Source organism: Pseudomonas sp. 7P_10.2_Bac1 (assembly GCF_025465935.1).
GTDB lineage: Bacteria > Pseudomonadota > Gammaproteobacteria > Pseudomonadales > Pseudomonadaceae > Aquipseudomonas.
On record NZ_JANLNV010000058.1, the window covers coordinates 120,796 to 136,814 of the forward strand.

Annotated in this window: 4 protein-coding genes; all 4 read left to right on the forward strand. The window is 55.7% G+C overall.

Annotation, left to right across the window (positions count from 1 at the left end; genetic code table 11):
• The first annotated feature begins 1,032 nt into the window (after positions 1–1,032).
• From NTD86_RS10330 to NTD86_RS10345, 4 genes are read left to right on the forward strand one after another with little or no spacing between them, the layout of a single operon-like run.
• Complete coding sequence (locus NTD86_RS10330) at positions 1,033–7,551, forward strand: hypothetical protein (RefSeq protein ID WP_262202102.1); 6,519 nt, start codon at positions 1,033–1,035, stop codon at positions 7,549–7,551.
• Positions 7,548–10,331: a hypothetical protein gene (locus NTD86_RS10335; protein ID WP_262202103.1), complete on the forward strand. Its 2,784-nt coding sequence runs from the start codon at positions 7,548–7,550 to the stop codon at positions 10,329–10,331. The genes NTD86_RS10330 and NTD86_RS10335 overlap by 4 nt, the downstream gene beginning before the upstream one ends.
• Positions 10,332–10,340: 9 nt before the next feature.
• Positions 10,341–13,901 (forward strand): DEAD/DEAH box helicase family protein, encoded by a 3,561-nt coding sequence (locus NTD86_RS10340; RefSeq protein ID WP_262202104.1) that lies wholly within the window; start codon positions 10,341–10,343, stop codon positions 13,899–13,901.
• 10 nt (positions 13,902–13,911) lie between these two features.
• Positions 13,912–15,948, forward strand: coding sequence for a hypothetical protein (locus NTD86_RS10345; protein ID WP_262202105.1), 2,037 nt, complete (start codon positions 13,912–13,914; stop codon positions 15,946–15,948).
• Positions 15,949–16,019 lie beyond the last annotated feature (71 nt).

Sequence of the window (16,019 nt, forward strand, 5' to 3'; positions counted from 1 at the left end):
CCCTGGAGCCCTTGTAACACAAGGCCTCCAGGGCTTTTTGAAGAAATAAGTGGAAATTCCAAGCTACCAACTCCTGAGACGAAATTAGTGGACATTCCATGCAAACACCGACCCTCTCAATATTTTCCATCCGGCTCCCAATGGCCTTGTGCCGAGGTTAAAAAGAGCGCCCTGAACACCCGTCATCTACTGCAGCGAAATCCCCTCAGAGCCCCGTACTCCCTGGCCCGAAGCCTATCCGGCTGATCGCGAACACAGCTGCTCGCCGTCGATCCCGCCAACCGAAAACACACTCAACGACACGCGAATCGTCACGATGGCGTTGTACAGCCCGATCTCCGTTTCCTCAGATTTTCCGGCCATCCTTTAAAACAATTAGTGGAAAAACCATACGCCCATTCCCCCCAAAACGCCCTGAACTCCCCCGAAAACCGGGCACTTCCCAAAATTTAAAGGAATTAGTGGAAAATCCGAGTGGCTTTTCCATTTAAATCTTTGAGTGGAAAAACCATTCGTGATTTTCCACTCAATTTTTAAAATGTGTCCTCGAGGTGACCTTCAGCCAATCGCGCGAGTTAACCAACAATTGCCACCGAGCGACTGCGTCGAGCCGGTGCTAACAGCACCCTCAGCCCACACCAACCATCATCAATACCCGGAACCCCGGTCAAACCGGTACCTCCCACCAGGCCTGAGGCATCGGCCAAAATTTGAAAGCAAACCATACCCTGACAGCAGGCAATATTTAATTAAATGCTTATCAACTGAAATGCAGGCCTATCGACCAAAGTTGAGTAGACATTGCAAAATGGTGGCCGCAGTCATGCACGCTTACAAATATTTCGACCAGAGCCGCACTTACTCGACGAATAGCCCGGAAACATGGCTAGCCGAGCTATTCACCGTGTAGTAGCTTTCAGCCATTATACTTTCCATTTCTTACGGCAGTGCGCTCCCTCAGCACAGGGCAAACGACCTCCACTGCCTGTATTAGAGCTGCCCACCACTCCCTCTTTCTGATACGGAAGTCAAATGCCTAATCCGATTTTCACCGTCGAAGTCGATGACGCCCTGATTGATCAATTCTCAGCCGAAGGCACTGGGTTCCCTGACCAGACAATCCTGAATCCCCAGACAGGAAAGCCAGACATCTCGGTGCTCGAAAAAATGATTGGCATTAGCCGTGCGATCCGCCGATTGGAGTCGAAATTAAAGCCAGGCTCACGCTTGTCGGATTTTCAAAAGACATCCGCTGGACGCTTCAAGCTTCTACTCAACGACCTCCACAACCTCCATGTGCTTTCCCAAAAGAAGGCCAAGAGAGTAGTCGGTGTGCGCAGCTGGGAAGGCGTCATATTCAGCGCGATCGACTCAACTTGGCTTGAGCCCACAAGCGCAGTCGCTCAACGGTTCAATGCATTCACCCAGGAGGATCGAGAAGCGCTTGAGGCCATGCTCTCCAAACGGCTGGAGTGGGCGGAGTCGGCTAAAACCCTGGAAAGCGAAAAACGTGAATACGTCAAGCGCCGTGAGTACTTCAAGCCTCTGGGTGGGATGGTAGGTGTTCTACTGGATCAGCTGGAAGGATGGGACTCGCTTAACGATAGTCAGAGACAACTGCTGGCAGACGGTGCCTATGCTGCAGCGACGCCATTTGGCAATGAGTTGCTGGGGATATTCGTGACTCGTCAGCCAGGCTTGATGAAGTATTACTCCATCATGCTGGAAAATGAGCGCCTAGCAAGGACGGCGGATCAAGCGGGGGAGGCCACCATAGAGGCGACCGAAGACTCGCGGGCATGTTCAGAAACGACTGCCAAGCCCCTTAGCCTCTACGATCTCTACAGCGAACTTTTCCAGCTCGCGCAGCAAGCGAAAAGCGATTCCGGCAACCTGCTGTATGCCGAGCAGATCGAGGCGCTGATCACTTCAAATCTGCCTCGCCTGAGGCAGGAGTATTCACTCAGCGAGGACGCCGTTCGCAAAATTCTCAACGAGTGCGTCGACGTTCTGATCGGAATCGGGCGCGATCTCTCCTTGCAGATTTTCGCTGATGAAGAATTCCTGGTGGCTTTCAGAACGGCCTGGCTGGAATACCTCGACGAGTGCTTGCAGGAAGAGGTCACTGAGACGCTTCTTGGCGACCTGACCGAGCAGCGAGAGTCTGAGTCGCTGAGCGTCAAAGCCCGGCTCGTGGAAACAGAAGCGCTTCGCGGCCAAATCGAAAGTGAGCTAGTTGATCTTGGCGAGAAGCTTAACGCTGCCAATTTCCGTGAAAAGAGCGAGATCCGCAATAGCATCACAGCTACTGAGGAAGCGCGGGTAAAGACCAGAAAACAGCTGCAAGAGGTTGAACAGGAAGGTTGCAGTTTACTGTTGCCGCCCGGTTACGATATTGACACCCTGGCTACTGACGGCCATGAAGCCCTCCTCACTGTCACCGCCTATCACCCATCCGCAAAGGCGGCGATCCAGGCATGGTCAACACCTAGTGCCACCGAGGAGGAAGTCGTACAGCACACCGTCGCTCACGAGACCGATACGGAACTCGAACCGGAGACACAGTCGACGGCTGAGGTTGATGAGGTAGCTGACCCGGACAACATTGAAGACTGCACCACTCCACTCGACCAGCCTGAGGAATCGCAAACGCTTGCCCTCATAGAGCCCGAAAGCCCGAATGAATCAGAAGCCGATGACCACCTCGAATCTGAAATGGAAGCAAGACTTGAGCCTGAGCTCACGCACACTGCAGAGACTCTAGAGCCGCAAGATATTGTCCTATCAGGCACCATGGACGACTACGTAATCCAGCTCGATCAATCAGACACCCCCGCTTCCCCTGAACCAGCAGATGAGGAAGTCAACGTCTCCGAATTTTTGAGCGCTCCAGATAAGGCTCGTGAACGCCTGGAGCACTGCCAGCAGACCATGGATGTCATGCCCGCGATCGCGGTGGAAAACATAGCCCTGCTGTGGATCAAGCAAGGACAGCTTCCGCTGGCGAGTAAGATGCTGGAGCTGGCCGGGCGAATAGGCGTCGCAGGTGATTTGCTGTCGCTCCCACTGGTTCAAGCAGCCTATCAGGGCATGCACGTGTGGCGCGGCGACTCAGCAACCGTCACCCGGGTTCAGCAAAGCATGAACCAGCTTTCCTCCGAGATTATCGAGAGCTGGATGGATCGACGTCGGGGTGGACGTGTCGCCCCCTACCTGGTGTTTGCCGCCACACTGCAGCCGACGCTTTTCTGCGGCACGATGACCAACGCACCGCGTTTGCTTTCATCCGTCCTCCACTACTTCGACGGCGCGACCGCCAAGCTCATCGAAGAAGTGGTCAACTTTGCCAGCCACAATACACGTCTCGACCTCGACACATTGCGTGAGCAACCGACGAGCCATGACAAAGAGGCGCGCAGCAAGCTGGCGGGTCGCCTCGTGGAATGGCATGACCGCATTCTAAACAAGCAGACTGGCTGGGCTCCGGCGCGCAAGGCGATGAAGGAGTGCCTGGCACGCGATGACTTTGAGCTAACCTACCAAAGCATCACCAGAGATGACGCCAGTCGAGTAGATGAAGTACGGGCTTTTGCTGACTTCTATCGTGAGAAGGAAGAGCAGAATCGCCTCATGTCATCTGAGATCCACAAGGTGATGAACGAGAGCACTTCCGTCCCGCAGATCGAGGGCAACGCTCGAAATTGGTTCCTGCGATCCATGGATGAAATTGTGGGGATTGCAGACCTATGGGTAGACGGTCACAACCTTCAAGGTCGGCGCAGCAGCGAAGTCAGCAAATTCGCCCCGCGCCTACTTACCATGCTCTGCGCAGCTGCCAACCACCTGACAGAACGCGCAGGCCGCACGGCAGACCTAGAGCATCACGCCGGCCTACGAATTGCCATCAGCGCACTGGAGCGCATCACCAAAGTTGCGGAGCGGCACGACGATACCGTTTGGGACATCTCACGGGTCAGTGGCTGGCTTCAGTGGCCGACTGAGTGGTTGGCGACGTCAACGGACGATGACGCACAGCATCAACTCGCCTCCCTCACGGGAATGCTTGAGAACGGTATCGACAACTTGGTGCTCGCCGAGCAGGCGCTGGAACGCAAGAATTTTCGACACGCCCTGCTCTTGACCCTCAATCACCAGGATGAACACAAAGGGTCGGTGACAGACAACATCAAGGCGATCAAGCGCTTGTTCTCGGAAGAAGTCTATCAATGCAACACCCGCAGCGTAGAGATGCGCGGTCTACTTGATGACGCGAACATCGCCTCCCTGATTGATGATGAACGTCACTATCAACTCACCGGTGAGCTCGAACACCTGCAAGATCAGCTCAAGAACCTTCGGATGCTGGACGACCTGAGCGAGATTCACGCAAGCCTCGATGAGCTGCAATCCAGCATCATTGCCAAATTCAGCTTCAAAAGGGAGGAGCTTGAAAGATCGTTGGAGGCTCTGACCAAGCAGGCGCTGGTCGACCGAGGCGTCGATTGGGTGCCTGCCGCCTGGCTGGCTCAAATCCGCTCAGCGCTGAGCACACACGACACCACAGTCGCCGAGGAGATGCTTGGCCATCTCAAGTACTCCCTGGAATCGGGATCCGCCTTGGAGAGCGACACCGAAAGTGGATCCGAGCTGCTCAAGCGCTTCCTGACACTCGAACCCAAGCTGCACTCGGTACTTGCCGAGAGTCGAAACAAGCGAGAAGTCGTCCGACACCTTGCAAGCGAACACATCGATGGACTGTCCTTGGAGTCGCTGCCCTCCTACTTCAAATCGGCTATTGAAGATCTGGTTGGTCTGCGCCGCCGAGTCAAAGCGCTGGACAAATCGACCTACGAAGAACTGGTGAAGATCTTCTACGCTCTGGGTTTGGAGGCTGTTCACCCTACCTTTACTAGCGACACGCCGAGGCGCACAGGGTTTACCTCCCACGGGAGGATCTCACACCTGAGCATGACCGTAAAACCACGCGACACTGGGCGCGGGATCGTGTTCTTCAACGAAAAATCGGAAGCCCAGGCCGTCAATATCCTGCTGGCAACGACGGATTGGACGATCGAAGAGCTTCGCGCGTTGGTTACAGAGCAAACCCACTTCCTCTACGACCGCACGATTCTCATCTCCGGGCGGGAGCTTTCCAACGAGGAGCGAAACGGGCTGGCAAAATTCTCCAAGCAGCAGAAGCATACGCTGCTGCATGTCGACCCCGTTTTGCTGGCCATGCTTGCCGGTCTTGGGGTACCCGAACAATTCCGTCTCAAGACGTTCTTGCAACTGAGTTTACCGTGGACATTCAGCAACCCGTACACCGGAAACCAGATGCAGCCTGCGCCTCCTGAAATGCGCTACGGTCGCCAAAGTGACATCAAGTCGCTCATAACCATGCGCAACGGTGCTGCCATGATCTTTGGGGGCCGTCAGCTAGGCAAGACCACCCTTCTGAACGAGACGCGACGGTGCTTCCACAACCCTGAGCAGCATCGCCATGCGTTCTTGCACCAGATGGATGGCAACCTCGACCGGGCGAATCTGTCGGGCGATGAGCTGGACAAGCACCGCAAGCATGTCTGGGGCAAGATCTACAATGACGCCGTTTCGAGCGGGCTGATCAAGGCTTCTTACGGGCTCGATACGGCGGCAATGGTGACTGCGCTTTCGGATTATTTCCGCAAGGACAATCCCGACTCTCTGATGGTGTGCCTGGATGAAATCGACCCCATCCTAGGTCTTGATGCCGCCAACGGTTTCCGGATCTTCCGCGAGCTGAGCGGCTTGGTTAACAACAGCAATGGCCGCTTCAAAGTCGTCATTGCCGGACTTGAGAACGTTCGCCGATTCGCGGATGCACCGAACTATCCGCTGCATCAACTTGGCAGTGCGATCCAGGTCTCAATTATGAGCCCAGCGGAAGCCCTGCAGCTCATCCGCGAGCCGCTTGGCTACCTGGGCTATGAATTTGATTCGCCCTTGTTGATGAACCGGATCCTTGTCGAAACAAACCGTCACCCTGGATTGATTCACATCGTCTGCCATGAGCTGATCCATATGCTCAGCGCTCGACACGATCGACGGATTGGCTCGACCACTATCACAGCTGACGATATTGAGCAGATTCGCAAGGATCCACTCATCCGTCAGCTGATTTGCGACCGGTTCGACATCACCCTTAACCTCGACCTGCGCTACAAGCTGATCGCCTACAGCTTGATCGCACAGAGCACGAGCAGCTTCTCACCGAGCCGAGCGAAGGCAATCGTTGAAGAGTGGGCACCTCAACTGTTTGAACCCATGACCGAAGCCCAGTTCGAGGCCTTCCTCGATGAGCTTTGCGGCCTGGGTGTTTTGCAGCACATGCGACGCGCTGAGGGCGGTAAGGAATATGCGCTGCGTAACGCCAACATCATGAACCTCGTAGGCGGGCCCCAGAAGATCGCTGACAAGCTCTTTGCAGCCGTAGACGCGATTCACGAAAACGATCCCCTGTCAGCTCACGCTTATCCTGAAAACGCCACCCGCCCCTCTCCGCTCACGCTGCGAGATGAGAAGCTGCTCATCAGTGAAGATGCGCGAGAGAAGCCTCTGGCAGGAGTGATCGAGGCACGCTCCTCGAATTACTCGGTAGGCGTTATCACAGGCTCTGAAGCCTTGGGCTTAAACCCACAGTGGATGGAAGAATCGTTGCTGGCGATCGGTGAGGAAGAGCCCGTCATCAACAACAATAACTACGGTCGCTATCACGCATTTCAGAAGAAAGACACGGAGCTGGGATCGTCCAGCGACTTCAAGAAGCTGTTACATGAAAGCGTGCTTAACGTTCAGTCCGCTCACAAGCACATCATGCTGTTCGTGGAGCTTACGGGTGATCGTCCTCTGACCAACACTCTGGACTTGCTTGATGTTGCGCATGAGGCAAGGCTGCACAGCAATGCCAAACGCAACCGAGTCCGGCTGGTGTTCCTGATGACGCCGCGCGCGCTTTGGCAATGGGAGTCGCACCCAGAGCTGATCGCCGGGCGAGAGTCCCAGCAGCCGTTCATCGCACTGGATGTGTGGAAGACAACGGCCCTGGCGCACCTGCTCAACAAGCTTGAGCTAGAGAACACCTCCACATCGGTGGCGACCCTGGAGAAGTACAGCCAAGGTTGGTACTTCTCGCTGGACAAATTGCTCACGGCCAAGGACAAAAAATCCGATGTGGTGCGTATCAGCTCATTTGGCCAGGCCTACACCTCTTTACTGAATGCCAAGCCCAAAAGCATGGAGGAATTCCTGCAGAAGGCCGGTGTTTATGCAGTGGAATGGGCAAAGCCTGTCCTGAGCGCGCTATGCGAAGAGGAGCGATTCGACGAGGACGATCTTGAGCTTCAACTCATGGAGTCCTATGATCACGTCAACCCGCAGCAAGCTCGTCATTGGCTGTCTCGTTTGCGCTTGATTGTGCCCTGTAAAAGTAGCTCGAAGAAGAGCCTCTACTGCGTTCCGGAGAGCATCAAGGCCGCCCTTCTCGTTAAGTCACCTCAGGAAGCCAGGGCATGAACATGTCCAAAGCGATTGCAGGCCAAGGAGACTGGGTTCAGGCAATGAAAGATGCCTGGGGCTCTGTCCCGGCCAGTGACCTGCTCAATCCGGATTCCAAGTATTGGGGCGTGATTAACCTGTCCGCACCGGACAGCGCCGAGTGCGCAAGTTTCGCCATGGCCGGCAGAGCACTCAAATATGGCCGTTCAATGGCTATAGCGCTCCCGGTGCTGGGTGGGGAAGCCCTGACCCGACTGATGGTGTACCTTCACCGCATCCGTATGGACGCCCTGCAGGGAGGCATTCGCTCGCCTTGGCTGAACCCCTCGAACATGGAGCAATCGCCACACGTCGTGTTCATCTCACGCCCTCGGGCCGGATTCCATGACATTTCACGAGTGGCTGATTTGCGTGCTCGCGTGCTGCGAGGCTCGGATACCAAACGCACCAAGGCATCGACATCTCAGACCCTCGTAGTCGATGGTTCATCCGGCGTGATGGATCTGGTTGAAACCATAGGCAGAGGTAGCAAGCCTTTCATATTCGTCATTGACGGCACCCGAGGGGGCAATGACAACGCTGCTGCCGTTGATAGCGCGCTAGAAGAGAGCTTTCCGCAGGTTCCCAGAATTACTCTGCTCTCCCTGGGGGACAACGAGTCCCTGGGCAAGATGCGTACAAACGGATCACGTAGTCACCTTTGGCTCATGAGGATGGGTGACAAGCATTTGCTGCACCCTCCTGCCATACCTGGATGCCATTTTGCGTTGACGGTAATTCAGGATGCCAGAGCCAACGCTGAGCTGGGACAGATAGCTGATCGTTTCTTTGGACTAAGGCGAGAGCTTGAACGGCAAGACGTGGTGCTGAAAAACCGCCTGGCTGTCATCGGAAAAGTCTTCCGCAGCTTCAATGAGTTGCCCGTCCCACTGCGGTATCTGGAAAGCACTTTGCAAGCGGCGACACGCCCGGGCCTCTATCCCATTCGCTGCCTGGAGCGATGGCTGGAAATCGCGGGACAAGGAAGCACGCTGTACGCGCAGTCGGACATGAACTCCCGCAACCTGATTAACCAAATGACGGGTGTGCATCAACTCTTTGGGGAGTCCACCACTGGAAAAGCGGCATGGCTGCTGAAGCATCTCCAGGGGGCCTTTGCTGAGCAGCGTGCCACATTGGTGTTGTGTGGTAGTCCGCATGAAGTAACTGCCCTACAGGACTGGCTCGACAGTGAGCTTGATGAGGGATGGAACGGCACGATCCAGATCAGTGCCATGGATGGCGTGAAGGCTTATCGGCAGTATGGTGGCCCCGTTACGGACGTGATTATCACAGGGATGCTGTGGCCCAGCAGACAGCACTGGCTTGCGACGCCCTGCAGGCGGTTGATGATCCCTTCCTATGAATACGAGAAACCTTACCTTCAGCGGATGCTTCAGCTTTGGTGGATCAACCATGGCGCCGAGAGCTACAGAGACGGCGACAAGCTCACGCAGTGGCAGCTAGGTTGGACTGACCGCCGTTGCGAAGATCTCGAAACCGATTCGCAATCACTGGCCCTTGAGCCAACCTACTACCCGGATTGCAGCCAATACCCGCCCCGCGTACGCCACGTGGCGATACCACTCGATATGGAGTATGAGAACTGGTTCGACTTACTGGTAGAGCAACCCGTAGAGCCCAAGGCGTCAGTCCAGGGTGGAGAGGCATTAGCTCCCGACCTGGTGTGGATCTCCATCGAAGGGGCAGATGCAGAGTTGCCCTGGAGCAAAACTCGTCCGGTGCTTGTGCTACGGGAGGAGGAAATACACCCGACCCAACCGGATGATCTCGCTGCCGGTGACCAGATCATACTGCTCAAGCACACAGACGAGCGAATCGCTACACAAGAAACACTTTTCGAGATGGTGGCTGTCTCGGAAGGCCTGCAGCAATTTCTTCGTGCCGCAGGCCGCTGGAAAACAATGGTAGACGGCGTCAGTGCTCGAATGTCAGTAGCGCAGGTTCAAATCCACCTACGCAAGGAAGGTGTGACGGTAGGCGATGCCACGGTTGCCAGTTGGTACCGTCACAAGGTCTACGGCCCCCGTGATCGAGCAGCGGTCACAGTCTTTGCCCGGCTCTCCGGCACAAAGCAACCCGAAAAAGCTTCGGTCTATGTGAGCAACGGCATCGAGCAGTTACGTGTAGCTCACCAAAAAATTGGCAAGGAGCTTCGCAAGGCGATTCTGGAACGCGGTAAAGGTGCGACGACCATCGAGATTGGCCAGCTGAAGGTCGATGGCCATGCTTTCGACGACATGATCGAATTCGCACGGGTATCGTCAATACGCGCCCCCTCCGTTCACGTTGTCGCGTCAAAAGATGAGGCACTGATTGATATCGCGAACGACATTATCCAAGCCCACCCGGGACGCATCTGCCTGACCAACCCGGCAGTCAAATCGATGCGAGACTCGGTGTACGCGAATGTCACAAGGTTTAGGACGTGCTTGTCGCTCATGGCCACGCAGCTCTATGACCATTACAACAACAGGACGATCCGGTTTAACGAAGTGCTCAAGCATTTCGAACAGGAGCTTATCGTTTTCAAGCCCCAGATGTCCCCCGTAACGATGGGGATGTATGCGGACGATCGCAGGTACAAGGGCAAGCCCGCCGACATGAACAAGCACTTTTGCCTGGGCAATGCTCGCGACCCGGTACGCACCCTGCGCATTCATTACGAATGGGACGCCGATGACAAGCTGCTCGTGATCCATCACGCCGGTAAACACCTGGAAACCACTCAATCTTAAGGACGAATGATGGATCTCACTTATCGGCAGAAGATGGGGCTGACGGCAGCTTTTCTGAAAGAGATGCGCCTACGGCTTAGCGACAAGGATGTGGATGTACTACCTCCGGATGGCAAGCTGTATGACGGCATCGAGCCCAGTCGCCTCAACTTGGTTGGCTGCCTTGGCCCAGCCCCTGATCCTGACTACACCGGGCCGCAACCCCCGAACTCGATTGGTATTGTGTTGCTGGTCTCTCCCGATGAAGAGGGTGTGATCAAGTGTGAGTTGGGTGGCCAGTTCGACGTAGTTCATCGCTATATCCCTGATCTGCGCAGCATGGAGGAAAATCTCGTGCTGGAAGAAGGTTCGCCTAAGAAAGCTCAGACCCTTCCCATAGCGTTCAAGCGATACTCCATCAGTTTCTCTTCGATCATCCTGGATCTAGACCCTAGGAAACCAAACGAGTGGATATCGGCTAGAACTGAGATGTCGGCCATTCTCAATGATGAACAACAACGTTGGATGAGCGACCCAAGAGTCATGCGTCGCTGCCAGACCAACGCCAACGGTAATGCGCGCTTCAATTTCGACTGGAGCGAGACCGCCCTTGTCGATCAGGTGAGCCTCAACCGCACGGTTCATGAGCAAATCATCAGCGACCGAAGCGCGATCCTGAACTATGGAGTCAATCTGCGAGGTCGCCTCCGCCCTACTCCTTCGGCATTCGGAACGAGTGCCAACGGTAGCTTCTTGTTGGAAGTCTTTCTGGAGAATCAGACGACCACTGAGCATGCTCGCGCGTTTGGTGTTGATTCGCCCTATCTCCTGGATGCCCGTTTGGTGGTGAAGCTCACCGCAGGCCAGAGCCACAAGGTTCCACATCGGCTGCAGCCCGAGGAATACAGGTACCGGGATGATGATGGTCTTCCAGGCTATGGCATCAGTTGCGCAGTACTGGAGGTCGACAAGAACCAATTCATGACAGATGGGATGCCCACCTTCGCTCAGCCTCGTGTTGAGGCGCCATCGCCGGCTGACATGAAGATGGAGTATGCCCCAAGCTATGAGTTACTCGCGCGTGACCCTCTACTGGTTTGCGACAGCCTTTTGAAGGCTCAGGAACGCTATCTGGGAGAGTGGGCGCAACGCATCAGTGCGCTGGAGTCCGCTGGACTGATGGCCGACCGAGACGTTGCACTGGCTGATCGGGACGCCTTCCGCCAGGAAACAGCCCGGATACGCGATGGCGTTGATCTTCTGCGCGAACATGGCGACCTGCGCCAATGCTTCCAGTGGATGAACGAAGCGATGGCAGCCGCCATCAAGATCCAAGGTAAACAATTCACCGGTTGGCACCTGTTCCAGCTAGGGTTCATTCTGACTCAGATCCGATCAGTCTACGAACGCCATGCTCCTCTGGATGAGCTACGAGGGAGCATGGAGACAGCCGATGTGCTTTGGTTCGCCACCGGCGGTGGCAAGACTGAGGCGTATCTCGGCATCATCAGCATGGCGCTGCTCTACAGTCGACTGAAGGGGCGCGAACACGGCACAACTGCCTGGCTGCGCTTTCCCCTGCGTATGCTGTCGGTGCAGCAGTTCCAACGCCTGTCTTACGTGCTGGCTCAGACCAACAAGATCCGTCATTGCGAACGGCTCGGTGGATGGCCGCTCACCATTGGCTATTACACAGGGGAAGGCACGCCTAATCGCATCAGCAGCACCTACGGGGAAGACATATACAAAGGCTTCTTACCATCGCTCAGTGGGGATCGCCTCAAGTCGTATCAATTCATCACCGACTGCCCATATTGCGGTACCGTCGGGTCGATCAGCATTGAAACGGACATGGCGCAGGCCCGCATCAAGCATGTGTGCAACAACCCTGAGTGCTGGTCTAACTGTGATGCCGACCCTGGCGAGCATGGCCAAGGCATCAAGGGCGAAATAGGAATCTACGTATCAGACGAAGAATGCTACCGGTATCTCCCCTCGGTGCTGGTCGGTACCGTCGACAAGCTGGCCGTCATCGGCCACAACCACCGGTTCGTCAATTTCTTTGGCGGCGCCCGGTTCTTCTGCCCAGAGCACGGATTCTCTCAGCGATCCAAATGCGAGCATCGCCGCATCGGGAAGCAGGGCGAAAAATCGGAAGCGGTCGAGTGCGGCAATAATACCCGGACAAGCACCATCAGAGTGGTGCCTATCGGCCTCATGAAAGACCTAGGATTTTCATTCCTGGTACAAGACGAACTACACCTGCTGCGCGAGTCGTTGGGTAATTTCGACGCTCACTACGAGACGCTGCTCAACGCGCTGCAGATCAGCCATGGCGGTCGTGCGCCTAAAGTGCTTTCGGCAACGGCAACGATCAAAGATTTTGAAGACCACATTCATCATCTGTACCTGCGCAATGCCGTTCGGTTTCCAGCCCCTGGCGTGAACCAGGGCGAGTCTTTCTACGCCCGTAAAGCGAAGGATGTTGAAACAGGCTCAGCGCTGATTCGTCGATGGTTCACAGGCATTCTCCCAATCGGTCGAAGCAGAGTCGCCATGAAGGCGGTGGCAGAGGCAAGCTCCCGATTCCTGGATCAGGTCGATGACTGGCGAACCAAGCTGGCAAAAAGCGATGGGCAACTCCTTCAAGCCATTGGCCTTGGCAGTGACCAAGCCGAGGACGCCCTGCGTTACATCGAAAAAAACTTGAACACTGATCTCGTGTACGCCAACAGCAAACGCAGCATCAGCGAAATCCAGCGGTACATGGAGGAAGTCAACTCCAGAACTGATGTCGAGCGAAAAGCCCGCTTGCTGGATGGTGAGACACGGCTGGACATGATCCTCGACGCCATCCGCCATGTTGAAAGCAAAGACGCGGACGATACCTGCCGGCACATCATCGCCACCAGCGTTGTGTCGCACGGCGTCGACATCGCGGAACTGAATTTCATGATCGTCGCAGGCTGGCCGAAATCGACAGCCGAGTATATTCAGGCTTCTGCCCGAAGTGGTCGCGTTCATCCAGGAATCGTCCTGTGCGTGCTCTCCTCTCATCAGCTTTTCGAGTCCGGCGTATTCATGAACTTCGGCGACTACCACACCTTCCTTGATCGCCTCGTGGACTCGGTTCCCATCAACCGGTTTGCCCCGAACATCATCGACCGCACGCTCCCCGGGATCATGTCTGCGGTGCTTCTCAACTGGGCGCCTCAACAACCATGGGGGGGCGGGTTGAACCACCAGGTAACCCACCTGGTTGCGCTGCTGCGCAGTGATATTGGAAAGACTGCAGCAGAGCAAATCAAGACCGTGGTGGTTAACGCCCTGCGTATCCCGGCAGCCTTGAACAGCAAATTCGATTCACGCGTCATAGCAGGCTTCAACGCGGCGCTGATATCACGTGTGGACAACGCGCTCTATGAGTTGGCGCGCTGGCCCGGCAGTAAGAACGATCAGAAGCTGAGGGATGCACTGGGCGATATTTTTGGATTTGCTCCGTTCCGCTCGTTCCGGGACATCGAGAACCAGATTCTGATCAAGTCGGTCAACCCTTCGGCAGACCAAGTCTTCATGGCCCTGGCCCGGTGAGGAAGTAGCAATGGATAAGGAATATGTGAGTCGCAGCCGCCTCTTTAGGGAAGCCTTCCTGCCCGGGGCGTACACGCGGCTTCGAAATCAGGCTTACGGTCAGGTGATGGGGGTCATCAACAGCGGATCCGCTCTGGACGGGGTCGACAAAGAGCAACTGCGTGAGGCTGTCTTGAACTTCGTCATCGACTGGGGGCACGCGGGGGGGGCAGTCGACCCCGCCTTCATGACCGCCGCCGAAAAAAAACGCCTGGAGATCCAGTCACCCTCAGAAATTTCGGTTTCGCCTGCCCCACTGATTCTCACCTGCAGGCTGTGCAAAGTGCTGGACTTTTACGACTCGCGAGAACCCGAAGACCGAACACTTGCAAAGATGCAGGCTCGAATCAAGGCGCGCAACGGCAGAAGCTTCATTGCATGCAAGCGTCCAGGTTGCTCGGGCGAAATGATCCAGGTTCCGTATGTGTCTGTTCATCGGTGCGGACTGGCGAAGCCCATTCACATCCATCCTGCCGCGCGCCGCTCGACCAATATCGGCTATCGCGACGAGGGCTCGTTCTTCCACTCATCTTTCTTTGATGTGGAATCGGGCAACAAGCTTTCCGGGTCAACCCAAGACAAGTGCCCGGCCTGCAGCAACCAGTACCAGGACGAAATCCAAAAACGTGGGACACCTCTCACGAGCGGCGAATCCTTTTACGCACAGAGCACGCAATACATCGCACTGAGCGAGGAGCTTGGAAAACTCATTGCTTCTCTCCTACAAAGCTTGCAAGGCAGTCCCGAAGGGCCTGAGGGGGTGGGCAAGGACGTATCCGAAGGGGTTGCGCTTGCATTACTGAAGCTGATGTCGGGACGTGAGCTGCAGCAGAAACTGGATCTGCTGCTATCAGCGAATGTGGGCGATGCTGAGGAGCAGACAGCACTGCGTGCAGAGCTAGAGAGAAAGCGACTGAGCATCGCCAAATACGAACTCCAGGCCGAAGATGATGATTTCTTGGCTGAGTTACTCGACGCAACTCGCAAGCAGGCCGCCCTAATCGAGTCCCAGCTCGCAGCGTCATCAGGATGCTTCAGCGCCGCTCGAAAATTCATATCAGACCCGGGCAGGCTCATTGACCTGGTCAGCAATCGGCGCACGTTGGAAGCCGTATTCCTGCCTCATGATGTACAAGGCAGAACGATCGCTCAAGAGATTGCTGAGACCAACGACAGCGTGCAAAGAGATCTGCTTGCAACACAATGGCAGAGCGTCCAGGAGCGGTACGGCATCGACTCGGTGACCCACATCCCAGACCTGCGGGTGGTCTTGACCACGTTGGGCTATACACGCGAAAAAGGTACGCCGTCGGTAAATCCCGGTACCCCGCCTGTTCTGCTCAACGCATTCGCAGACCGTGTCGATGAGGCTATGAAAGGTAAAACCTCCATCTATGCAATGTCTGCAAAAACCGAAGCCTTATGGATCCGACTGGATCCTCGCAAGGTGTTGCGTTGGTGCGTCGACTCTGCCTTTTTGGAGCCGCCGGGCGAAGAAGTGTTTACCGACAAAGCCCGCAGCCATGCCTACCTCCTGAGCCATTACTACGTCTTGTCCATGCTGCCTGGCAAAGCGGCGAGGGAAATCCCATCCCGAAACCCTGAAGAAGGCGCCCCTTTTAACCTGCTACACACGATCAGCCATGCACTCATGCTGACCGCGCGGCGCCATACGGGGTACGACTCCAAGAGCATCCAGGAGTACCTGATCCCGATGGATCTCTCGGTAATCCTCTATGTGTCGTCGGTTCAGAATTACACCGCTGGCGGGCTCCTGACCCTGTTCCAACACTACCTGCAGCCGTGGTTTGACGACGCTAGCATGTTCGCCTTCAACTGCGCGTTCGACCCCGTGTGCACGGATGGCGGCAACTCCTGCAGTGGTTGCGTTCAAATCGAAATCGGCTGCGAGACATTCAACCAAGGCCTCTCCCGTGCATACATCCACGGGGGCCCTGCGAATCATGAGGGTTCACTCCTGATCCAAAAAGGCTTTTGGGAGAGGTGAGTTGGATCACCTGCCTAGGCAATACAGAAATCGCTTATGAGGTTAGCCGCCAGGATGATTTTACAGGCACC

What these genes read in the sequence shown, in the direction of transcription:
- NTD86_RS10330 (WP_262202102.1), top strand. Translation starts at nt 1,033, where the DNA reads ATGCCTAATCCGATTTTCACCGTCGAAGTCGATGACGCCCTGATTGAT.
- NTD86_RS10345 (WP_262202105.1), top strand. Translation starts at nt 13,912, where the DNA reads ATGGATAAGGAATATGTGAGTCGCAGCCGCCTCTTTAGGGAAGCCTTC.
- NTD86_RS10340 (WP_262202104.1), top strand. Translation starts at nt 10,341, where the DNA reads ATGGATCTCACTTATCGGCAGAAGATGGGGCTGACGGCAGCTTTTCTG.
- NTD86_RS10335 (WP_262202103.1), top strand. Translation starts at nt 7,548, where the DNA reads ATGAACATGTCCAAAGCGATTGCAGGCCAAGGAGACTGGGTTCAGGCA.